Consider the following 21,578-nt stretch of genomic DNA (forward strand, 5'->3'; position numbering starts at 1 on the left):
CAGAGCCCGTTATTACGGTCGACTGCACTGATCTCTATCCTGATTAGCCTGATCGGACTGGTTGCGTGCACCGCTTCGGAGGATTCCACCGGACGCACCGGAACAGCTGCCTGCGCCACACCGGGCATAACTGAGACCGAGATCAAGGCCGGCGTTCTTTTCCCTGACACCGGGCCGTTCGCGCACAGTATGCGCGCGTTCCGGGCCGGAATCGATGCACGTTTCGGCGAAGCCAACGCCGCAGGCGGCGTCAACGGGCGGAAGATTGTCTACAGCTGGCGGGATGATGTCTCCGACCCCCAGTTGAACCTCGCCGCGGCCCGCGAGCTCGTCCAGAAGGAAGAGGTCYTCGGCATCATAGAAGGACTGGGTGCGGTCTCCGGCTCAGCCCAGTACCTCGCGGATCTGAACGTGCCGATCGTCGGACTGGGAGCCGAACCCGTCTGGGCCGCGCACGAGAACATGGTCTCGTGGCATCACTATACAGTCCCGGCCGGGTCGTCCACCGTCTGGGGGGATTTCATTCGCGGTGAGGGGGGAACCCGGAGCGCCATGGTCGACGTAGCGTTGAACGCTGCCGTGCACGACTATCATCGGCAGCTCGTTGACAGCCTGCAAGCGGCCGGTGTCAGCGTGGACATAAACTTCGAGGTGACCGCGGAGACGACCAGCTTCGAGGCGTTGGCCAGRCAAATGAAGGCGGCTAACATCGACACCCTTACCGGCGTCATCACCCCGGACGTCCTCACTCAGATCCTCCCCGCGGCCCGTGCCGCCGGCGTGAACCTCAAGACGGTGCTCCTCTCGCTCGGCTACGATCGGGCCCTGCTGACCGATCTCGGCCCGGCCCTGGCCGGCACCAACATCTACATCAGCTTCGTCCCGTTCGAGCTGAACACCCCCGCGCATCAGCGGCTGCTCGCCGCGATGACCCGCTACTCTCCGCAGACCCAGCCGCCGGAGCAGGAAAGCGCGGTCTTCGGTTGGTTGTCCGCCGATCTGTTCCTGCACGGCCTGCAAGCCGCCGGCGCCTGCCCGACCCACCAGTCGTTCCTACAGGGTCTGCACTCCGTGCACGACTACGACGGCACTGGCCTGCTCCCCAAGCCGGTTGATCTCGCGAAAAACCGCGGCCAACTCGGCAACTGCTATTATTTCATGCGCATCAGCGGCGACGGCAGTCATTTCGYACCGCTGCAGTCCACGGCCCGTTGCGGTAATTTGATCAACTGAACAATGCGCCTTCCGTGGGGAGCCTTTCGGCCTTCGCCTCGATCAGACCGCCGAATCCTAGCCGCGCAACGCGGYAGGGCGGCGATCGACCGAAGACGGCAGGCCGATCGGTGCCCTGCCAGCGCCCGGCTGCCGGCTCGGTGCCCGCGGCCGAGGAAGATACGCGGGTAAGGGAGARCGGCCGTGGGGTGGACGGGCAACCGGGTAGGACGTTCAGGAACGGCCGACCCCCTGGGCGGCAAAAACCCCGCCTCCCTGCTGGGGAGACGGGGCTGCAACGCGTCATCTGGTCGGGGTGKCGGGATTCGAACCCACGACCTCTTCGTCCCGAACGAAGCGCGCTACCAAGCTGCGCCACACCCCGCGACCGAGATGAAGCATACCCGACGGCTCAGTGGTCCGACGGGGTGGGGTCGCCGGCCGGCACCAGGGTGAGYAGGGTCGCCTCCGGCCGGCAGCCGAGGCGCAGCGGCGCGAACGGGGACGTGCCCAGCCCGGACGACACGTGCAGCCAGGACGACCGCCCGTCGACCTCGTGACGGGACAGCCCGCGAACCCGGGCCCGGTCCAGCCCGCAGTTGGTCACGAGCGCCCCGACCCGGGGCAGCCGGATCTGACCCCCGTGCGTGTGCCCCGAAAGGGTGAGCCCCACCCCGTCCGCTGTGAACGCGTCGAGGACCCGCGGTTCCGGGGTGTGCGACAGTCCCAACGCGAGCTCAACGCCGGGCTCCGGGGGGCCGGTCACGACCGCGAGCTGGTCGCGGCGCAGCCGGGCGTCGTCCACGCCACGCAGGTCGATCCGGCGACCGCCGACCTCGATGACCGCCCGCACGTTGGTCAGCTCGGYCCACCCGCTGGCGGCGGCGAGACCACCGGCGAAAGCCGCCCAGTCCAGCGGAGCGCCCCTGGGATGGGCCTCGTCGCCCCGCCGGAGGTAGCGGTGCGGGCTCTTCAGGGTCGGGACGAAGTAGTCGTTGTTCCCCGGTACGAAGACCCCGGGAAACGAGTAGAGCGGCTCCAGCGCGGCGAGCAGGGGATCCCGGGCATCGGCCGCAGACAGCACGTCACCGGTCAGGGCGACCAGGTCGGGGACGAGCCGGGCCAGGTCCCCCAACCAGGCGAGCTTGCCGTACTGACGGGGGGTGACGTGCAGGTCGGAGATGTGCAGCACGCGCAGGGGGCGCGCGCCGGCCAACAGCACCGGGATCCGCACCCTCCGCAGGGTGTACGCCGTGCGCTCGTACAACCCGCCGTAGGCCGACACGAGCGCCCCCACCGCCGCGACACCCACGAGAGTCCTCGCCGCTGTGTGACGTGCGTTCATCGTCCCAGTCTCACCCACCGCGGGCGGGGACCTGCCGCCACCCGGCCCGGTTCCGCGCGCCGCGCCGCGCACCACCGGGCGCCGCGCACCACCGGGCGCCCCGCCGACGGAACCGGCGTGACCACCCTGCCCGCAGACCATAGGCTCCGGTGGTTATGAGCACCCTCAAGGAACGTCTGCGCGCCGATTTGACCGTCGCGATGAAGTCCCGTGACGAGCTGCGGACGTCCACTCTGCGGCTGGCCCTGGCCGCGGTGAAGGATGCGGAGGTGGCCGGCAGCTCCGCGCGGGTCCTCGACGACCCGGAGGTCTCGAAGGTCCTGACCCGCGAGGTGAAGAAGCGCCGGGAGGCGGCCGACGCCTACGCCGCGGCCGGTCGCGGCGACCAGGCGGACCGAGAGCGGGCCGAGGGCGAGGTGCTCGAGGAGTACCTGCCGAAGCAGCTCGGCGACGACGAACTGGCCACGATCATCGACCAGGTACTCGCGGGTCTGGATGTCAGCGGTCCACGAGCGATCGGTCCCGCCATGAAGTCCGTGCAGGCCGCGGTCGGCGGCCGGGCCGACGGCGGCCGGGTCGCCGCACTCGTGAAGGCCCGGTTGGCGGGCGGCTGAACGAGCCGCGTGGCCCGCTCAGCGCCGCCGGCGCCCGCCCTGGCCCCGGCCATCCGTCCCGTCCAACGGCCCCGAGCCGCCTGAAGCGTTCAGCTGCCGACGCAGATCCGTGCCCGGCTGGCCGCCCCCGGCCGGTTGGCCGTCATTCGGCTGGGCGAGCGCTCCGAAGCCGGGTAGCGTCGATCCACCCGGCAGGACGGCCGTGCCGGTCAGCCCCCCGGAGATCTGCAGGGTGACCTCGGTGTTGAGCGAGACCTCGCTGCCCGGGGCGGGCGACATCGCCACGACGGTGCCGGGGGGCGCCGGATGCGGGACCGGCTGCGACCTGACATGGAAGCCCAGCTGGACGAGCGTCTGCTCGGCGACCTGCTGCGGCTGCCCGACCACGTCCGGCAGTGCCTTCGTCGGCACCTCGGGTTGGGTGTCGTCCGGGGTCGGCAGCGGTTCGACCGGTAGTCCGAGACCGGCGATCGTCCGGATCATCGTGCGGGACCACACCTGGGCGGGATATCCGCCACCGAAGACGTTGCGACCCTTCACATTAATCAGGGGATGCGACGTCGGTCCGCGCGGGTCCGCGAGGGTCACCGCCGCGGCGAGCTGGGGGATGTAACCCGCGAAGGAGGCGGTGCTGAACCCCTCCGCGGTGCCGGTCTTGCCGGCGGCCGGCCGGCCGATCTGCCCGTTCCCGCTGGCCGTCCCGTGGTTGATAACCCCCTGCAGCACGGCGCTGACCTTGTCCGCAATCTTCGGGTCGAGCGCCTGCTGGCAGGGAGCGCCGGTGTCGAAGGGAAGCGGCCGGTCCGTCCCGCCCACCCGCTGGGTGATCGCGAGCACGGCCCGCGCGTCGCACTTCCTGCCCCGCGCGGCCAACGTCGCGTAGGCGGTCGCCAGATCGAGGGTGCTGATCTCGTTGGATCCGAGGATGGAGGAGCCGTCGACCCGGGTGATCCCGTCCACCCCCCTGCATTCGGGATCGTTGTTGTTGTGCTGCCGGATCCGGCACGAGGTGACGCCCATACGGCGGGCCACCTCGGCCGTCTTCAGCACGCCCAGCTTCTCGGCGAGCTGGATGTAGTAGGTGTTGACCGATGACCAGGTTGCGGTCGTCAACGAGTAGAAACCGTCCTCGCTGGGATCGGCGTTTCCGTAGCAGTTCTTGCCCTGGGGATCCGGGTTCGGGAAGACGTTCGAGTGGTAGCAGAGGGGGGCGTGCAGCGTCGTGGAAAGCGGTAGTCCCGATTCGAGCGCGGAGATCAGAGTGAACACCTTGTAGGTCGATCCCGGGGAGAACGAGTCCTCGTCGACGGGATAAATCTCCTTGGTGTGGACGAAGTCCGTGGACAGGGCGGCGGGCTGTCCGTCCGCCGTCGGTCCGTAGACCCGGTTGATCGCCAGGGCGAGCACCTGRCCGGTGTTCGGCTGCACCATCGCGACGCTCGCCGCCACCCGGTTCCCGATCGGGATGACCTCGGTCGCGGCCGACTGCGCCGCCTGTTGCGCCACCGGGTCCAGCGTCGTTCTGATCGTGAGGCCGCCCTCGAACAGTAGTCTGCGCGCGTCCTCCTCCGTCGGGGCGAAGGATCTGTCGTTCAGCAGCCGCTGGCGCACGAGGGCGCAGAAGAACGGCGCGGTCGAGTCGGCGCAGGGATCGGCCGAGTGGGGCTGYCGGTTGAGCACCACCTCGCCATCGTGCGCCTGATGAAAGGCCGCCGCGTCGATGTGATGAAGTTCGAACATGCGGTCGAGGACTACGTTGCGCCGTTCCCGTGCCGCCTGCGGATGTATCGCCGGGTTGAAGGCGTTCGGGTTTTTCACCAGGCCGGCCAGCAGCGCGGCCTGCGGCAGGGTGAGCTTGTCGACGTCGACGTTGAAGTAGTGCCGCGCGGCTACCTGGACCCCGTACGCACCATCGCCGAAGTAGGCGATGTTGAGATAACGCTCGAGAATCTCGTCCTTGCTCAGATGGGCTTCGAGGTACAGCGCATAACGCGCCTCCCGAAGCTTGCGCTGGACGGTCTGCTCGGTCGCGGCCYTCTTCGCCTCAGCCGTCGTCGCGGACATCAGAAGAACGTTCTTGACGTACTGCTGGGTCAGGGTCGAGCCGCCCTGGGTGACCTCGCCGTTCTCCCGGTTGGTGAGATACGCCCGGACGAGACCCTTGTAATCCAGCCCGTCGTGCTCGTAGAACCGGGAATCCTCGATGTCGATGATCGCCTGACGCATCACCGGCGGAACCCGGCCCAAGGACACGACCTCACGGTCCTGCTCCCCGCGCAGCACGGCGAGGACGTTCCCCCGCGCGTCGAGGACGCGCGACGCCTGGGCCAGCGGGGGGACCGTCAGGTTGGCCGGCAGGTCGAGGAAGTCGTCCGCGCCGCCCTTGACGGTCAGTCCGGCCGCTCCCACCACCGGCAGGGCCAGCATGCCGACGAGCACCCCCGCCACCACGCTGATCACGCCGGCGCCGAGCAGCCGCGTGGCCACGAACCCCAGCCGGCGGGCCGATGATGCGATGGGACGAGGCTCAGGCCGGTCGACGTCGCCGAAGCGGAGTTCGTCAGGCCCGTACGGGCGCCCCGGTACACGGTCGCGGGCGGAATCCTCGAACCGCCCACGACCGGGCGTGGGGTGCCCAGGGGGCGTGGTCATCCAGGGACCTCCGTCCAGCCAGGCTGGGACACCCGTCGGAGCATACGGGCCAACATTTGATCAACAAGCGCCACCCCCGCCGCCCCGATTTCCACGAACGCCACAAGGCGGCGGCCCATCGCAGCCGATAATGCCGTGAGCTGGGACGCCGCAGTTCCAGCCCCGGCCGGCGACCCTGCCGGTCCCGGGCGCGCCCCGGACGACCGTGACAACCTCCACACCCGCTGCCCCGCCGCCCACGCTCCATACCTCCACTTTCGGGCGTCATCTCAATTCCGGCCCCACATTAGGGCAATCTCGTCAAAACGGAAACGAAGCGATGAAAAACCTACATTATCTCTGAGTCGATACCTCATTGTCACGCAACAGACATACGGAGGTCACAGACCGCACTACCATGGCGATCCGGATCAATGGCCCGGACTAGTCATTTGGACAACCACCCGTGTGGGGTCTGTRCCGTGGCCACGCCACTCCGTACGGTTTCGGGTCAACGCCACGTCACCACCCGCACGGGCCCCCTGACCCGGACTCGAGAAGAAAGGCAGGTGGCATGACCAGAAGCCTGACCTCCACCGTCAGCACRCCACGCCGTGCCAACACGACCCATCTCGTGGGTTCCGCCGTCGACGGCGACTGGACGGCTCACGCCGCCTGTCGCGACCTCGACCCGGATGAGCTGTTCGTCCAGGGCGCCGCCCAGAACCGGGTGAAGACCCGGTGCTTCGGCTGCGCTGTCCGCACCGAGTGCCTCGCGGACGCTCTCGACAACCACGTCGAGTTCGGCGTCTGGGGGGGCATGACCGAACGGGAACGTCGCGCGCTGCTACGTCGCCGCCCAGACGTCACGTCCTGGCGGAAGCTGCTCACGGACGCCCAGGCCGACCACAGATCGGCCTCCGCCGGCTGATTCAGCGGTGGTCCGACCAGTCCCCAAGGCCGATCGGATCCTTCGCCGGCTATCCCCCGCCCGAGGACAACGTCGTCCCGGTCCGGGATCACGCACATCCGCTGTCGACCGCGTTCTCTCACCCGGATGAACCGGGCTCGCCGATCAAGCTGATCAAGCGGTCCGATCCAGCCGTTCGTCACGCGCGAGCGCATCGCCGATCTCCCGCAGTCCGACGAGATCGTGCACGTCTTCCGACAACGCCTCCACCTCCACTATCGGGGTGTCGGGGTGGGCGCTGGTGAACCGCTCCCGCAGCCGCGCCTCCCGGCTCGCCAACCGGACCCGATCGGCGTGGATGCGCAGCACCGCGGCGGCAAGCGGATGCTCCCCGTGCTCCTCGAGGTTCTCGGCGGCGGCAAGGCTGCGCTCGATGTTGAGCGCCTCGGCATCGCTGTGGTGCATCCGGTTCACGACCAGTCCGGCGAGGGGCATCCCCTCCGCATCGAGCCGATCGACGAAGTAGGACGCCTCCCGTAGCGCCGCGGCCTCGGGTGCGGCGACCACGATGAACGAGGTGCCGGGATCGCCGAGCAGGCGGTAGGTCTCCTCCGCCCGCGCCCGGAAGCCACCGAACATCGTCTCCAGCGCCGCCACGAACTGGCTGACGTCGGTCAGCAGCTGGGCGCCGAGCACCTTGGTGAGGACTCGGGTGAACACGCCGAGGCCGGCGCCGAGCACCTTCACGTACGCCCGCCCGCCGGCCTTCGCCGGCGCGAGCAACAGTCGTAGCAGCCTTCCATCGAGGAAGGCCCCGAGCCTCGTCGGAGCATCGAGGAAGTCCAGCGCCGACCGGGTCGGGGGCGTATCGACCACGATCAGATCCCACGTGCCGGTGGCGTCGAGCTGGCCGAGCTTCTCCATCGCCATGTACTCCTGGGTGCCGGCGAAGGAGGACGACAGCGACTGGTAGAAGGGGTTGGCAAGGAGGGCCTCGGCCCGCTCGGAGGTGCTGTGCGCCAGGACGATCTCGTCGAACGTCCGCTTCATGTCCAGCATCATCGCGTCGAGACGACCACCGGCGGCACCGTCGACCCCGGCCACCTCGCGTGGGGTGTTGTCGAGCGCGGTCAGGCCCAGGGCCTGGGCGAGTCGCCGCGCCGGGTCGATCGTCAGGACGACGACGTTGCGCCCGCGCTCGGCCGCCCGCAGCGCGAGCGCCGCGGCCATGGTCGTCTTGCCGACCCCACCCGAGCCACAGCAGACCACGATCCGTTCCGTGTCGAGCATCGCGTCGACGTCGAGCAGTGGCACGCCGGCCGGATGCGGACGCGTCCGGCGCGCTCCCGGCCCGCCGCGACGCGCCGCCGACTGCCGGACGCTCCCCGCTGCCGGCCTTCGCCGCCCGGCGGACGGTGCCCCGGGTTCCCGCCGTGGTGCACCGGGTGACGGGCGCGCGGGGCTCATGCCACCATCTGCTGCGCCCGCAGCATCTCCGCGAACCGGTAGACGGTGCCGAGGTCGACGCCATCCGCGACCAGCGGCACCTCATACACGGGACGACCCAGCCCGGCAATCTCCGCACGCTCAGCCGCCTCCAGCGCGACGCGATCGGCGTGCTGGGCCGCCTCCCAGGCCAGCGCCTCGACCAGCTCAGGGGTGGGCTCCATCCCAGCCTCCTTGATCCCGGCGGCAATCTCCTCCCGGTCCAGCTCCCCGCGCCGGGCCAGACGGGACTCCTTCGCGCGCAGCAGGGGTGGGCGGGTCATGTTGACCACCACACCGCCGAGCGGCAGGCCGGCGCGGGTCAGCTCGGCCACGCCGTCCACCGTCTCCTGCACCGGCATCTCCTCGAGGAGGGTGACCAGATGCACGGCGGCCCGATCGGGCGCCAGCACGGCCATCACGCTGTCGGCCTGGGCCCGGATCGGCCCGACCTTGGCCAGCCCCGCCACCTCCGCGGTGACATTGAGAAACCGGGTGATCCGGCCGGTGGGCGGCGCGTCGAGCACCACCGCGTCGTAGGCCAGCCCTCCCGGGCGGGTGGCGTCGGGCCGGTTGACCGCCTCCTTGACCTTGCCGGTGAGCAGCACGTCGCGAACCCCGGGAGCGATGGTCGTGGCGAAGTCCACCGCGCCGATCCTGTCCAGGGCCCTCCCGGCCCGCCGCAGGTTGTAGAACATCTCCAGATACTCCAGCAGGGCCTCATCCGCGTCGATCGCCAACGCGAACACCTCCCCGCCGCCGGGGGCGCTGGCCACCTTGCGCTCCCGGTAGGGCAACGGAGGGGTGTCGAACAGCTGCGCGATCTGCTGCCGACCCTCGACCTCGGTGAGCAGGACTCGACGACCACCGCTCGCAAGCGCCACGGCCAGCGCGCCGGCCACGGTCGTCTTGCCGGTCCCGCCCTTGCCGGTGACGATGTGCAACCGCCGGTCCCACGGACCGGCCACCTCGCCGCTCGCTTCCTTGATCACGGTGTTCTCGCTGTCGATCACAGCGTTCTCGCTGTCGGTCACGGTGTTCTCGCCGTTCACAAGCTTGACCGTACCCGCGTGCACGGTCCCCACCACGGTGGTGAGCCGGGAGAAAACCCGCGGCGCACCGCGGGGCGAGCCAAGGTAGGGGATGTGGGGAGAGGTGACCGGAACGATGCGGCGGCGAAGGCTCGGGCCCGGTGACACGGGTGTCCGGAACCGTCGGCGCGATGCTCTAAGGTCCGGTGTCATGCAGACGAAGTGGGAGTACGTGACGGCGCCGGTACTGATCCACGCCACCAAGCAGATTCTCGACAACTGGGGTGAGGACGGCTGGGAGCTGGTCCAGATCGTTCCCGGTCCCAACCCCGAGAGCCTCGTCGCCTACTTCAAGCGTCCCAGGAGTCAGTCCTGACATGGCCGCACCGAGCGAACGCCTGGCGGCGCTGGGCCTGACGCTGCCGCCGGTCCCGACCCCGGCCGGCGCCTACCTCCCCGCGGTCCGGGCGGGCAGCCTGATCTGGACGGCCGGTCAGCTTCCGCTGGTGGACGGCCGGCTGGCCCGAACCGGCCTGGTGGGYGCGGGCGCCGAGGTAACCGTCGAGCAGGCCGCGGAGCTCGCCCGGACGGCCGCGCTCAACGCGCTGGCGGCGGCGTCGTCGGTGGCCGGCGGACTCGACGGGATCACCCGGATCATCAAGGTGGTTGGATTCGTCGCGAGCGCCCCCGGCTTCACTGGCCAGCCAACGGTCGTCAACGGGGCGAGTGAGCTGCTCGCAGCGGTCTTCGGCGAGGCCGGTCAGCATGCCCGCTCGGCCGTCGGCGTCTCGGCGCTGCCGCTGGGCGCACCGGTCGAGATCGAACTGGTGCTCGGGGGGTAGGCCAGTCCCGCCGGTGCCGGCCTCGGGGTTGCGGCGGCGCGCCGCGGCCAACAGGACAAACAAACCCCGCCTCGCCACCAACGGCTCTAGCATCTGGGCAATGGTCGACCACAAGGCTGCCCTGATCGCTCGGCTGCGCTGGTCCCCGGCCGACGGAGGCCGCCGCGACGGGGTGACGGCGCGCCATCCGTCCGCGCCGCCCGCAGCGGTGCGCGACGCCTCGACGGTCGTGCTGCTGCGCGACGCGCCGGGTAACCAGGGGATCGAGGCCTACCTGCTGCGCCGGGCGGCGACCATGGCATTCGCCGGTGGGATGTACGCATTCCCAGGTGGACGAGTAGATCCGGCCGATATGGGGCCAGACGTGCCCTGGGCGGGCCCATCGGTCGCCGAGGTCATGCACGCGCTCGACGCCGATCCCGCACTCGCCCGCGCGCTCGTCTGTGCGGCCGTACGGGAGACCTTCGAGGAGTGCGGGATCCTGCTGGCCGGCGCGGTGGCGGGCGAGGACGGCAGGCTCGGCGGCGGCCCGGAGGCGCTCAGCGATCAGGTCCGGGCCGCCGAGCGCCTCGCACTGGAACGGCACGAGCTCGGCCTGAGCGCCCTGCTCCGCAAATACTCCCTCGTGCTGCGGGCCGATCTCCTCGCGCCCTGGGCCAGATGGGTGACGCCCGAGATCGAGCCGCAACGGTACGACACCAGGTTCTTCGTCGCGGCACTTCCCACCGGCCAGCATCCCGGCCAACCCTCCAGCGAGGCGGACCGGATGCAGTGGATACGCCCTGCGGACGCCCTCGAACGCCATAGGGCCGGGACCATGGACATGCTGCCACCCACCGCGTTCACCCTCGCCGAACTATCCGAATACGCCGACGTCGCGGCGGTGCTGGCCGCCGCCCACGCCCGCGACCTGTCGCCGATCATGCCGAGGATTCTGGTCAGCGGCGGCGAAGCACGCCTCCTGCTGCCGCATGACGAGGCGTACGACGACCCGGGAAACCATGACGACCTGCGGGATGCGGGCCCCGCCGACCCGGCGTGGCAATAGCCATGGCCGTGCCCCGACAGATCACTCCCCTGGCCGCCGTGCTTCTCGCTCCGAATCCGGGCCCGATGACGCTCGACGGCACCAACACCTGGATCCTGCGCGCCGCCGGCGAGGAGGGGTGTGTGGTCGTGGACCCCGGCCCGGACCACGCCGGACATCTGGCGACGGTCGCGGCGGCCGGCCGCGTCGATCTGATTCTGCTGACCCACGGCCATGTCGACCACAGTGCCGGCGCGGCCACGTTGCACGATCTCACCGGCGCCCCGGTCCGGGCGCTCGACCCCGTCTTCCGGCTGGGATCGGAGGGGCTCACGGCCGGCGATGTGATCGCCACGGCCGGCGTCGAGCTCCGGGTCCTCCCCACCCCGGGGCACACCGCCGACTCGTTGTCGTTCCTTCTACTCGGGGAAGACAAGCCGCTCGGGGAAGACAAGCACTCCGCGGATTGCCGGGACCGGGCGGAGTCGGGCCCGACCTCCGGCGACCTCCCGCCCGGTCCGGCGGTGCTGACCGGAGACACGATTCTCGGGCGTGGCAGTACCGTGGTCGCTCACCCGGACGGCCGTCTCGGTGACTACCTGGACAGCCTGCGGCTGCTGCGGGAACTCGGCGAGACCACCGTGCTGCCCGGCCACGGCCCCGAACTGCCCGCGGCTGGCCGCGCGGCCGAGCGCTATCTGGCTCACCGCCACAACCGGCTCGACCAGGTGCGGCGTGCTCTGGTGGACGCCGGGGTCGACGCCGCGGAGGCGGACGCGGCCGACGTGGTCCGCCGGGTCTACGCGGACGTCGACCGCGCCCTGTGGTTCGCGGCGGAACTGTCGGTCCGCGCCCAGCTGACCTATCTGCGGGAGCATCCCGACGGCGCCTGATCAGCCCAGTCGACCAGCCGATGGCGAGCGGCACGTCCGTGGCAGCGGTAGCCGGACGGCCGCCTCACGCCACCGAGAGGTTCCGGGAGGCCACTAAGAGATACCGGGCCGATATCACGCAGCGGTATCGCAGCAGCATCGACGCGGCTGCGGTCGGTCATCCGACAAGACGGGATTCGAGGAAGGAGACCCAGGCCACTAAACTCTGGCACGGAGGGAACCGCCCGTGCGCAGGATGACGATTTCGACCAGCCGAAAACCGGGCGACCGGTCCGGCCCCCTACCCACCGGCCACCCGGACGGGAGGCCCCAGCCATGGTGATCACAGCTCCGCACACGGGCCCGCTACGGTGCCCCCGGTGCAGCTCGGCGGCCGTTCCGGGCGGACGATTCTGCTACCACTGCGGCTTGGAGTTCACCTCGGTCGAGAGTCCCGCGGTGGATGCTTCCGAGCGCCGGGTCGTCACCGTTCTGTTCGGTGATCTGTCCGACTTCACCGCCTGGGCGGAGGATCGCGATCCGGAACGCGTCGGGGAGATGACCGATCGGGTCCTCGCCGCCCTCGCCCACGAGATCGACGAGGTCGGCGGCCGCGTCGACAACCTTACCGGTGACGGCATCATGGCCGTCTTCGGGGCTCCCACCGCCCATGAGGACGACCCTGAACGTGCCGTTCGGGCCGCCGCCGCGATGCAGGAGACCGTTCGTCGGCTGGTGCTCACCTCCACGGGGGGTGACGATGACGGCCGGCTCGGCCTGCGGGTGGGCGTCAACACCGGCGAGGTCCTCGCGGGGGTGCAGGCCGCGCTCTCCTACACCGTGATCGGCGATACCGTGAACACCGCCGCCCGATTGTCGGCCGCGGCCACGATCGGCACCGTCTACGCCGGTCGGGAGACCGCGCTCGCCACCCGGTCCGTGGCCACCTGGCGAGAGCTGCCCGACCTGGTCCTCAAGGGCAAGCGGGAGCCCGTCCCAGCCTATGAGCTGGTGAGCCTGCGCCCGTCGAACGTCGCCCGCCCCGGACTCGCCGACGACGCCATGTTCCTCGGCCGGGACGCCGAGCTCGCCTCGCTGACCGATCTGTTCGACCTGGTCGTCGCCAACCAGTCACCCGAGGTGGCACTGATCACCGGGGAGGCCGGGATCGGCAAGACCCRCTTGGCCATCGAGCTCGCCTGTCGGGCGGAGCGGACCCCCGGCACGACGGTGCTCTGGGGACGGACGGTCCGGCACGGTGACGGCCGCGGGCTGGCGCCCCTGGTCGACGTCGTTCGCAACGCGTGCGGGGTGACCGACGGTGACTCTCTCGACCGGGTGGCCAACCGCGTCCGGCGAACTGTGGCGGGGCTGGCGCATCCGCACAGCGGTGCCCGGCTGCCACCCGGCATCGCCGACCGGCTGCTGCTGCTGCTCGGCGTTCCGCTCGACCGGCGGCCCGCCGTCGCCACCGCGGCGGCTCCGGGGGATCCGGCAGCCCGGGCCTCGCACATCGCGGAGGCCGAACAGCGGTCCGTCGACGCGACGGTGGACGCGGTCGCCCTGCTCCTCGGCGCGCTCGCGTCCTCCGGGCCCATCCTGGTCATGATCGACGATCTGGAATGGGCGACCAGCCAGCTCAGCGACGCGATGAGCCGGCTGGCCTCGGCGTTGTCCGGGCCGATTCTGCTTGTGCTGCTGGACCGGACGGGTCCACGGCTCGCCGGACTGCCCCACATCCATCGCATCGCCCTGCGACCGCTGAGCCTCGAGGCCTCCAGCCGCCTGTTGCAGGATCATCTCGGCGGGGTGCAGCTGGAGCCCCGCGGCCGGGCCGATCTGCTCTCCCGGGTGCATGGCAACCCCTTCTTCCTGGTGGAGCTGCTCAACCTGCTGATCGACCGCGGAATGCTGCACCAGTCGGCCGAGACGACCAATGGGGAGTGGCCGGGCTGGGTCCTCGAGGGCTCCCTGACGGAGGCGACTCTTCCCGCCGGGGTGCAGTCGGTGTTGGCCGCCCGCATCGACGATCTCGACCCGGTGGCCAAGGCGGTACTGCGCGCGGCGGCGGTGCTCGGCCCGCGGTTTCCCGCCGAGGCGCTGCCGGTGGTCGACGAACGGCCCGCCGAGGAGGTTACCCGCGCGCTGCGGGTACTGACCGAGCGCCAGCTCGTCCGGCCGCCCCGGGCGACGGAGACGAGGTGGCGGTTCGTCCATCCCATGGCCCGCGACGCCGCCTACGCCGGGCTACCCAAGGTCGAGCGGGCCCGTCGGCATGCCACGGCGGCGCGCTGGGGGGTGACAGCGATGGTCGGCAGCTCGCGGGCCGTCTCCACCTTCGTTGCGAACCACGCCCTGCGGGCCTATGACCTGGCCGCATCGATGAACCTTCCCGTCACCGATCCAGCCTGGTCATCCCGGATGTCCGGGTTCCACGCACATGTCCGGCTGGCGCGCGAGGCGCTAGCCCGAGACGATCATCGAGCTGCCGCCGACCTGCTGGCCAACGCGCGCCGTCTGGGCCGCGGCATCATCGACACGAACGAGGACAACGTCGTGCGGGTGCTGCACGCCGAGGCCCTGGTCGCGCTGCGCCAGCTCGATGAGGCCGAACGCACGCTACGCCCCGCGCTACGCGCCGACGCACCCGTCCGGCGGGCCGCCGCCTTCTCCGTGCTCGGCGAGCTGCGCCAGAAGCAGGGACGCGCCGAGGAGGCGGCGCAGTGCCTGCTCACCGCCCTGGAATCGGCCCAACAGGCCGGTGACGACCGTGCGGAGGCCGCCGCGTTGCGCCGGCTGGGCATGCTCGAATACAACGCTGGCCGTATCGACGCGGCGGAGGAGCGCTACCGCGAGGCCCTCGCGATCGCCCGCCAGGTCGACGATCCCCGCGGGGTCGGTTGGGCGTTGCAGCACCTGGCCTGGAGCGCCACCACCCGGGGGGACTATCCCCGCGCCGAGCGGACGCTGCGCGAGGCGTCCGCGGTGTTCGACCGGCTCGAGGACACCGGCGGCCTCGGCTGGTGCCGGGGCACGGAGGCGCTGGTGCTGCTGCTGTCCGGGCAGCTCACCCGGGCCCGCAAACTCACCCGCGAACTGATCGAGCTAGCCAGTTCCGTGGGCGAGCAGTGGGGGATGGCCGTCTGCCTCACCATCGACGCGATAGCGGCCGCCGAGCTGGGCGACATCGCCACCGCCGAGACCCACGCGGAGCGGGCCGCTGAGCTGTTCACCAGCATCGGCGACGCGTGGGGAACAATGCTGACCCTGGTCGCCCGTGGGCTGGCGGCCCGTGGCACCGGCGAATCGGCCCGCGGGGCGGAGTACCTGGAACAGGCGTGTGCCGAGGCGGCCGCCCGCGGGCACGTCGTCGTCGGCGCGCTGGCCCGGGTGCTGCTCGGGCTGACCTGGCTCGACGCCGGCGAAGTGGACAAGGCTGGGCAGGCCGCCGAGATCGCGCAGGCGGACCTCGCGCAGCTGGAGCTGCGCCCGCATGCCCAGCTCGGGGCAAAGGTACTGGTCGCGCAGATCGCCCGGGCCCGCGGGCGGCTCGATGAGGCGACCGAGCTGTTGCGGGAGGCGTTGTCGGCAAGCGAACCGGCAACCCTGATGTTCCCCCGCCGGCAGGCGTACGCCCATCTCGCCGGCATCCTGTTGGATGCCGGGCAGCCCACCCAGGCTCTCACCGTGGCCCGGCGCGCGGTCAACGTGGATGCCGAGGACGTACGCGCCCAGGTGCTCGGTTACCGCGCGCTCGGCACCGCGCTGGTGGCCAACGGCGATCTGGAAGGCGGTCGTGCCGCCTATCTGCGGGCGCTGGCGGCCGCGACCGCCACGGGGGCTGTCAGCGAGGCGCCGCAGACCCGCAGGCTGCTGGCGAGACTGCCGGTCAGCGGGGCCGCCGACGGCGCGACCATCACTCCCGCGGGCCTGGCCGGGACGGCCGGATGAACCGCTGGAGCGGTCACCTCCCGTGGCCGGGCCTTGCGCGCGTCAACCGGCGCTCGAGGCCCCGGCGGGACCTCGAGCCGGTCGCCGGTCTCAGCGTGCGCGGCGGGAGAGGCGTTCGCGATCGAGCAGCACGACCGCGCGGGAGTCCAGGCGCAGCCAGCCCCGGGTGGCGAAGTCGGCGAGCGCCTTGTTCACCGTCTCCCGGGACGCGCCCACCAGCTGGGCCAGTTCCTCCTGCGTGAGTCCGTGCTCGACACGGACACCGGCGGCCTCGTTGCCGGGCTGTGCCGGCTCGCCGAAGCGTTCCGCCAAGTCGAGGAGGGCTTTCGCCACTCGCCCCGGCACATCCGTGAACACCATGTCGGCAACGTTGTCGTTGGTACGCCGCAACCGGCGGGCCAGCTCCCGCAGGAGCATCGCGCCCGCCTCCGGGCGTGATCGCAGCCAGGGACGCAACGCGGTATGTTCCAGCAACAGCAACGATGCATCCGTGACTGCCGTAGCGGTAGCCGTGCGTGGGCCGGGGTCGAACAACGACAGCTCCCCGAACAAGTCTCCGGGACCCATCACGGACAGCAGGTTCTCCCGGCCGTCGGCCGACTGACGTCCTATCTTCACCTTTCCGGACAGGACGATGAAGACCCGGTCCCCGACATCTCCTTCACGGAACAGCACGTCCCCACGGGTGACATCCTGCCGATCAAGATGGTCGGAGAGGGCCATTCGGTCCTGCTCRGACAGCCCTACGAACAGTGGTACACGGGCAAGCAGATCCTCCACGGTCCTGAGCATGCCAGGACTATCGGCAGAGAGCACGGCCAGGGACCCCCAGATGGCCCCGACAGGCCGATCGACAGGGCTCCGACGGGCCGATCGACACGGCCCGACCCGGACCCGACGGGCCGATCGACACGGCCTAGCCCCGCGCGGTCAGGCGGCTCGATGCTTGCCCGGCGGCGGTCGGCGCAGGCGCCGCCGGTAGCGCTMCAACGCGGCGGGGAGGCCCTGATTGACGAAGGTGCTGACCTCGTCCGGCCGGGCGTTGTCGAGGAAGCCCTCGAGGCCCTTACCGGTGTCGGCGGCATTCAACGGACGTTCCACCCGTTCCATCGCCAGCAGAAGGCCGAGAAGCAGCAGGGGAAAGGTGACCGCGGCAATGACAAACATGACCTCTCCATGGTGGCCGACCGGCGACCATCGCATGCGACCGGGGGTGGGTGTGTCGCGCATTGGCCACCTGGCCGGGGCCCGTTCGGACCACCCGGCCGCGGCGCCGGACGGGCGGATCGACCGGCAGATACGCTGCCAGACATGCCCGCAACCGTCGACGCCGCGGCCGAGACCCCGCTCGCGAAGACCCGGCGGGCTCGCCGGATAGTGCGTCTGCTGGGCGATATCCATCCCGACGCCCGCATCGCGTTGCACTTCGACAACGCTCTCGAACTGCTGGTTGCCACCGTCTTGTCGGCCCAGTGCACCGACAAGAAGGTCAACGAGGTCACTCCCGGAGTGTTCGCCCGTTATCGGACCGCAGCTGGCTATGCGGGCGCGGACCGCGCCGAACTCGAGGACATGCTGCGGCCGACCGGGTTCTTCCGTGCCAAGGCGAACTCGCTGATCGGCATCGGCGCGGCCCTGACCGAACGCTTCGACGGTGAGGTTCCACGGTCGCTGGCGGCCCTGGTGACCTTGCCGGGCGTCGGTCGCAAGACGGCGAACGTCGTGCTCGGGCATGCGTTCGACATGCCCGGAATCACCGTCGACACCCACGTCGGGCGGCTGTCCCGCCGCTTTGGGCTGACCACTCAGACCGACCCCGTCAAGGTCGAGTTGGACCTGGCGGCGCTCATCGAACAGCGGGACTGGACCATCGCCTCCGATCGCATGATCTTTCATGGGCGACGGATCTGTCACTCGCGCCGCCCGGCCTGCGGCGCCTGCGGGCTAGCCCGGCTGTGYCCGTCCTTCGGGCTCGGCCCCACCGAGCCTGCCGAGGCGGCCCGGCTGGTCCGGGGAACACRCAGCGACGTCGAAACCCTGCGATGACCGAGCTGCCAGCCAACGCCGACGGCGCCTTCGACACCGACGGGACTACCGTCCCCCCGCCCCCGGCCTGGCTGCGCGCTCTGGCGGAGAAGGCCGGGCAGGCCTTCGTGACCAGCCGGACCCATCCGGGTCATGCAGGCGCGGATGCTCGACCGGCCGCCGTACTCATCCTGTTCGGCGATGATGGCCCGGAGGGGCCGGACATCCTCCTGCTCGAACGGGCGGCCGAGCTGCGCAGCCATGCCAGCCAGCCCGCGTTCCCCGGTGGCGCCACCGACGCGACAGACGAGTCGCGGGTGCACACAGCGCTACGCGAAGCCGAGGAGGAGGTAGGGCTCGACCCCGCGGGGGTCGAGGTGCTCGCCGTCGCATCCCCGCTCTACCTRCACGCCAGTCGTTATCTCGTGACCCCGGTGATCGGCTGGTGGCATACTCCGTGCGCGGTCGTACCCGTCGATCCCGCCGAGACGTCGTCGGTCGCCCGGGTGCCACTCGCGGAGCTGGCCGACCCGGCCAACCGGGTCATGCTGCGCCACCGCACCGGCCTCGCCGGACCCGCCTTCCGGGTCCGCGGCATGCTGGTGTGGGGCTTCACCGCGGGCATCCTCGATGTTCTTCTCCGTCTCGGCGAGTGGGAACGGCCGTGGAACGACACCGAGCTCATCGACTACCCGGTCGCGCGGGCCACGACCAGCGGGACCCCGGTCGTGCCCGCACAGACGACCAGCCCACCGGCACCGTCCCACCCACCGGCACCGTCCCACCCACCGCTACAGTCCGGTCCACTGGACAAGTCCCCGCCACTGGACAAGTCCAGCCCGCCGGCGGCACCGGCATCGCCCTGCGACGAGAGGCACAGCTGATGACCAGCACCGCGGACCGTGACCATGCGGGACCGCGACCGTCCATCCACTCCTCCCGGCAGGGGCGGTCACGACGGCCGGATGGTATCCAGCACCCGCCCGCTCGGGTGGCCTGGATGGACCGGACGGGCTGGACCAGGCGGACAACCCGGCTGGGCCGGCTGGGCCGGCTCACGGTAGCCCTCGGGCTGGCACTCGGTCTGTTCCTGGGCGCCGCGGGTTGCGGAGGCTCGGGCAAGGACGGCACGTCGACGGGGCCCTCCCTCACTCCCACCGAGGGAGCGGGCGGCCTGCAGATCTTCGCCGTCACGGGCCTGCCGAACCTGCACTTCTCCGCGATGGAACTGGTGGCCAGGCCGGGGCGGATCCGCGTCGACTTCTCGGTCGCGCCGCAGTCCCCGCCGCACAACTTCGTCATTCCGCGGATTCCCGAGGCACACACGCGCATCGTCTCCGCGGGAGAGTCACAGAGCATCACCTTCTCCGTGACGGAACCGGGTAGCTACCCGGTGGTCTGCACTCTGCATCCCAACATGACAGCCACACTGAAGATCCTCTGAGTCGAACCGACGCCCGCCGTGCTCAACGTCCTGGACATCGTTCTTCTCCTGCTCGTCGTACTCTTCGCGATCTCCGGGTACCGGCAGGGCTTCCTGGTGGGCGCGCTGTCGTTCGTCGGCTTCCTCGGCGGTGGTGTGCTCGGTGCCAAGGTTGCGAAGCCCTTCGCCGAACTGATCGGCCAGGAGAGCCACGGCGCCATGGTCGGTCTCCTGGCCGTGCTCGGTCTCGCCCTGGTCGGGCAGGTCGCGGGCACCGCGATCGGGGTCGCCAGCCGGGACCGGGTGACCTGGCGCCCCGGCAGGGCCGTCGATGCCGCCGCGGGTGCGGTGCTCTCCGGCTTATCGGTGCTTCTTGTCGCCTGGCTGCTGGCGACGGCCGTCGATCGATCGCCCTTCGAGTCCCTCGCCCACTCGGTCCGGGAATCGCGGATCCTCGCCACCGTGGACGCCGGGATGCCCAACGAGGTCCGCAGTGCATTCGCCGACCTGCGCCAACTGGCTGACGACAACGGCTTCCCCGAGGTCTTCGCCGGGCTCGGCGGCGGGCGCATCGTCGCTGCCGATCCGCCCGATCCCGCTTCCACCCGGACTGCCGGGGTCCGCAACGCGGCGGCGAGCATCGTGAAGATCCGTGGCGTCGCCAGCTCCTGCGACAAACGGGTCGAGGGATCCGGGTTCGTCATCGCCCCGCAGYGCGTGATGACCAACGCGCACGTCGTAGCCGGAGTGCACCGTCCGGTGGTCGTGCTGGCCTCGCGCACCCTGCCTGCCGAGGTCGTCCTGTTCGACCCCGACCGGGACGTCGCCGTGCTCCGCGTGCCGGACCTGCAACGGCCGCCGCTGCGGTTCCGGACAAACCCACCGGCCGCGGCCGAAGACGCCGCAGTGATCGCCGGTTATCCCCAGGACGGGCCATACACCACTGTGGCGGCGCGCGTCCGCAACCATCAGACCGCCCAGGCCCCGGACATCTACTCGCACGGCCTCGTCCTGCGCGACATCTACGCGGTCCGTGGACGGGTGTTGCCGGGAAACTCCGGTGGACCCCTGTTGTCCGAAAGCGGAGACGTCCTGGGCGTCGTGTTCGCCGCGGCCGTCAACGACAGCGACACCGGTTACGCCCTGAGCGCCGCCGAAGTGGCCAGGCCTGCCGCCGCCGGGGTGATCGCCACGGCGGAGGTGAGCACTCAGGGGTGCGACTGACCTCCCGTACTCCCGCACCGGTGGCCGGGCGACGCTCAGGGACGAAGCCAGCCGAGCAGTTCGGCGTTGACGAGGTCGGGGRCCTCCTCATGCGGGAAGTGCCCGATCTCACCGAGCAGACGCCAGGTGTAGGGGCCGCTGACGTAACGCCCGGAGCCCTGGGCGGTGGACGGCAGGAAACAACGGTCCATTTCCCCGTGTATCTGCAGGGTCTCCATCCGCAGCGACCGACGGAGGACACTACCGAAACGCGCCCCATCGGGCCGGAATAACGACCGGAAGATCCACCGGTGGTACTCCAGGGAGCTGTGCGCCACCCCGGGAACGCGCATCGCCGATCGATATCGCCGCTCGGCCTCGGCATCCGGATACCCAGGTCCTCCCCAGCCGCGTAGCAGCGTTGCGACGTGGGCGGCGTCCTCGGCCACCAGGACCCGTTCGGGCCGCCACGGCAGCTGAAAACCGAGCATGTACCGGCTGGCGACACCCTGACCACGAGGATCCGCCGCGATCTGGTGCCGCAGCCGCAACGGATGGGGCATGGCCAGGATCGCGAGTCGACGCACCACCATCGGATGACGGACCGCAGTGGTCCAGCCAAGCAGCCCACCCCAGTCGTGGCCCACGACCGCGGCGTCCGGTTCCCCTAATGCTCTGACCAGACCGGCCACGTCATCGGAGAGGGTGAAGGCGTCATAGCCCCGAGGCGGCTTGTCACTCGCTCCGTAGCCGCGCAGGTCCGGCGCGACGACGCGGTAGCCCGCCGCCGCCAGCGCGGTGAGTTGGTGACGCCAGGCCCACCAGAACTGCGGGAAGCCATGCAGCAGCAGGACGAGCGGGCCGCTCCCCAACTCCGCCACGTGCAGCCGGGTACCGTTGGCAGACACGTCACGGTGCCGCCACGGCCCGTCGACCAGGACGGTGGCGGGCTCGGGAACGGTGTCCTCCATCGCCTGCCAGGATGGCAGACCAGCCCCCGGCCCCGG

The 21,578-nt window shown here is 70.6% G+C and carries 19 protein-coding genes and 1 tRNA gene; 12 read left to right on the top strand and 8 right to left on the bottom strand.

The window, feature by feature from the left end; translation table 11 throughout:
* On the top strand, positions 1-1,233 hold a 1,233-nt coding region (locus KBI5_RS17115; RefSeq protein WP_116289946.1), incomplete at its 5' end, for an ABC transporter substrate-binding protein.
* 287 nt (positions 1,234-1,520) lie between these two features.
* Here KBI5_RS17115 and KBI5_RS17120 read toward each other — a convergent pair.
* Positions 1,521-1,597: transfer RNA gene (locus tag KBI5_RS17120), tRNA-Pro, on the bottom strand.
* Positions 1,598-1,624: 27 nt separating this feature from the next.
* Positions 1,625-2,557, bottom strand: coding sequence for a metallophosphoesterase (locus tag KBI5_RS17125; protein WP_085015825.1), 933 nt, complete (start codon positions 2,555-2,557; stop codon positions 1,625-1,627).
* Between the two features lie 155 nt (positions 2,558-2,712).
* Between KBI5_RS17125 and KBI5_RS17130 the strand changes: the two genes are divergently transcribed.
* Positions 2,713-3,171 (top strand): GatB/YqeY domain-containing protein, encoded by a 459-nt coding sequence (locus KBI5_RS17130; protein ID WP_011438630.1) that lies wholly within the window; start codon positions 2,713-2,715, stop codon positions 3,169-3,171.
* Between the two features lie 18 nt (positions 3,172-3,189).
* On the opposite strand, the gene KBI5_RS17135 is transcribed toward KBI5_RS17130, so the two are convergent.
* Positions 3,190-5,823 carry a penicillin-binding protein gene (locus tag KBI5_RS17135; protein WP_085015819.1) on the bottom strand — a complete coding sequence of 878 codons (2,634 nt, stop codon included), beginning with the start codon at positions 5,821-5,823 and terminating at the stop codon, positions 3,190-3,192.
* A gap of 553 nt (positions 5,824-6,376) precedes the next feature.
* Between KBI5_RS17135 and KBI5_RS17140 the strand changes: the two genes are divergently transcribed.
* Positions 6,377-6,733, top strand: a complete 357-nt coding sequence (locus tag KBI5_RS17140) for a WhiB family transcriptional regulator (protein WP_011438632.1) — start codon at positions 6,377-6,379, stop codon at positions 6,731-6,733.
* A gap of 153 nt (positions 6,734-6,886) precedes the next feature.
* On the opposite strand, the gene KBI5_RS17145 is transcribed toward KBI5_RS17140, so the two are convergent.
* Positions 6,887-8,179 carry an ArsA family ATPase gene (locus KBI5_RS17145; protein WP_011438633.1) on the bottom strand — a complete coding sequence of 431 codons (1,293 nt, stop codon included), beginning with the start codon at positions 8,177-8,179 and terminating at the stop codon, positions 6,887-6,889.
* Entirely contained in the window at positions 8,176-9,210 is a 1,035-nt protein-coding gene (locus tag KBI5_RS17150; protein ID WP_304413232.1) for an ArsA-related P-loop ATPase, read from the bottom strand. The genes KBI5_RS17145 and KBI5_RS17150 overlap by 4 nt, the downstream gene beginning before the upstream one ends.
* 229 nt (positions 9,211-9,439) lie before the next feature.
* Here KBI5_RS17150 and KBI5_RS25490 point away from each other — a divergent pair, with 229 nt between their 5' ends.
* The 5 genes from KBI5_RS25490 to KBI5_RS17170 all read left to right on the top strand — a co-directional run bounded on the left by KBI5_RS25490 (position 9,440) and on the right by KBI5_RS17170 (position 15,920).
* Positions 9,440-9,604: a DUF4177 domain-containing protein gene (locus KBI5_RS25490; RefSeq protein WP_023840716.1), complete on the top strand. Its 165-nt coding sequence runs from the start codon at positions 9,440-9,442 to the stop codon at positions 9,602-9,604.
* A 1-nt stretch (position 9,605) separates the two neighbouring features.
* Complete coding sequence (locus KBI5_RS17155; protein WP_011438636.1) at positions 9,606-10,070, top strand: RidA family protein; 465 nt, start codon at positions 9,606-9,608, stop codon at positions 10,068-10,070.
* Between the two features lie 100 nt (positions 10,071-10,170).
* Positions 10,171-11,118 (top strand): NUDIX hydrolase, encoded by a 948-nt coding sequence (locus KBI5_RS17160; RefSeq protein ID WP_011438637.1) that lies wholly within the window; start codon positions 10,171-10,173, stop codon positions 11,116-11,118.
* A gap of 2 nt (positions 11,119-11,120) precedes the next feature.
* Positions 11,121-11,990 carry an MBL fold metallo-hydrolase gene (locus tag KBI5_RS17165; RefSeq protein ID WP_011438638.1) on the top strand — a complete coding sequence of 290 codons (870 nt, stop codon included), beginning with the start codon at positions 11,121-11,123 and terminating at the stop codon, positions 11,988-11,990.
* A 315-nt stretch (positions 11,991-12,305) separates the two neighbouring features.
* Positions 12,306-15,920: a tetratricopeptide repeat protein gene (locus tag KBI5_RS17170; protein WP_085015820.1), complete on the top strand. Its 3,615-nt coding sequence runs from the start codon at positions 12,306-12,308 to the stop codon at positions 15,918-15,920.
* A 90-nt stretch (positions 15,921-16,010) separates the two neighbouring features.
* On the opposite strand, the gene KBI5_RS17175 is transcribed toward KBI5_RS17170, so the two are convergent.
* Complete coding sequence (locus KBI5_RS17175; protein ID WP_035729396.1) at positions 16,011-16,700, bottom strand: Crp/Fnr family transcriptional regulator; 690 nt, start codon at positions 16,698-16,700, stop codon at positions 16,011-16,013.
* A gap of 150 nt (positions 16,701-16,850) precedes the next feature.
* Positions 16,851-17,087 carry a hypothetical protein gene (locus KBI5_RS17180; RefSeq protein WP_085015826.1) on the bottom strand — a complete coding sequence of 79 codons (237 nt, stop codon included), beginning with the start codon at positions 17,085-17,087 and terminating at the stop codon, positions 16,851-16,853.
* Between the two features lie 144 nt (positions 17,088-17,231).
* On the opposite strand from KBI5_RS17180, the gene nth reads away from it, so the two are divergent.
* From nth to KBI5_RS17200, 4 genes are read left to right on the top strand one after another with little or no spacing between them, the layout of a single operon-like run.
* Positions 17,232-17,966: an endonuclease III gene (nth, locus tag KBI5_RS17185; protein ID WP_085015821.1), complete on the top strand. Its 735-nt coding sequence runs from the start codon at positions 17,232-17,234 to the stop codon at positions 17,964-17,966.
* Positions 17,963-18,829, top strand: a complete 867-nt coding sequence (locus KBI5_RS17190) for a CoA pyrophosphatase (RefSeq protein WP_043590884.1) — start codon at positions 17,963-17,965, stop codon at positions 18,827-18,829. The genes nth and KBI5_RS17190 overlap by 4 nt, the downstream gene beginning before the upstream one ends.
* Positions 18,829-19,389 carry a hypothetical protein gene (locus KBI5_RS17195; protein ID WP_347272517.1) on the top strand — a complete coding sequence of 187 codons (561 nt, stop codon included), beginning with the start codon at positions 18,829-18,831 and terminating at the stop codon, positions 19,387-19,389. The genes KBI5_RS17190 and KBI5_RS17195 overlap by 1 nt, the downstream gene beginning before the upstream one ends.
* Before the next feature lie 18 nt (positions 19,390-19,407).
* On the top strand, positions 19,408-20,592 hold the full coding sequence (locus KBI5_RS17200; RefSeq protein WP_085015822.1) for a MarP family serine protease: 1,185 nt from the start codon (positions 19,408-19,410) through the stop codon (positions 20,590-20,592).
* A gap of 35 nt (positions 20,593-20,627) precedes the next feature.
* Here the strand turns inward: KBI5_RS17200 and KBI5_RS17205 are convergent, their stop codons facing one another.
* A complete protein-coding gene (locus tag KBI5_RS17205; RefSeq protein ID WP_085015823.1) occupies positions 20,628-21,542 on the bottom strand; it encodes an alpha/beta hydrolase in 915 nt (304 codons plus the stop codon).
* Positions 21,543-21,578 lie beyond the last annotated feature (36 nt).

The organism is Frankia sp. KB5 (assembly GCF_002099325.1).
Lineage (GTDB): Bacteria > Actinomycetota > Actinomycetes > Frankiales > Frankiaceae > Frankia > Frankia casuarinae.

What these genes read in the sequence shown, in the direction of transcription:
- KBI5_RS25490 (WP_023840716.1), top strand. Translation starts at nt 9,440, where the DNA reads ATGCAGACGAAGTGGGAGTACGTGACGGCGCCGGTACTGATCCACGCC.
- KBI5_RS17165 (WP_011438638.1), top strand. Translation starts at nt 11,121, where the DNA reads ATGGCCGTGCCCCGACAGATCACTCCCCTGGCCGCCGTGCTTCTCGCT.
- KBI5_RS17160 (WP_011438637.1), top strand. Translation starts at nt 10,171, where the DNA reads ATGGTCGACCACAAGGCTGCCCTGATCGCTCGGCTGCGCTGGTCCCCG.
- KBI5_RS17130 (WP_011438630.1), top strand. Translation starts at nt 2,713, where the DNA reads ATGAGCACCCTCAAGGAACGTCTGCGCGCCGATTTGACCGTCGCGATG.
- KBI5_RS17145 (WP_011438633.1), bottom strand. Translation starts at nt 8,179, where the DNA reads ATGAGCCCCGCGCGCCCGTCACCCGGTGCACCACGGCGGGAACCCGGG.
- KBI5_RS17195 (WP_347272517.1), top strand. Translation starts at nt 18,829, where the DNA reads ATGACCAGCACCGCGGACCGTGACCATGCGGGACCGCGACCGTCCATC.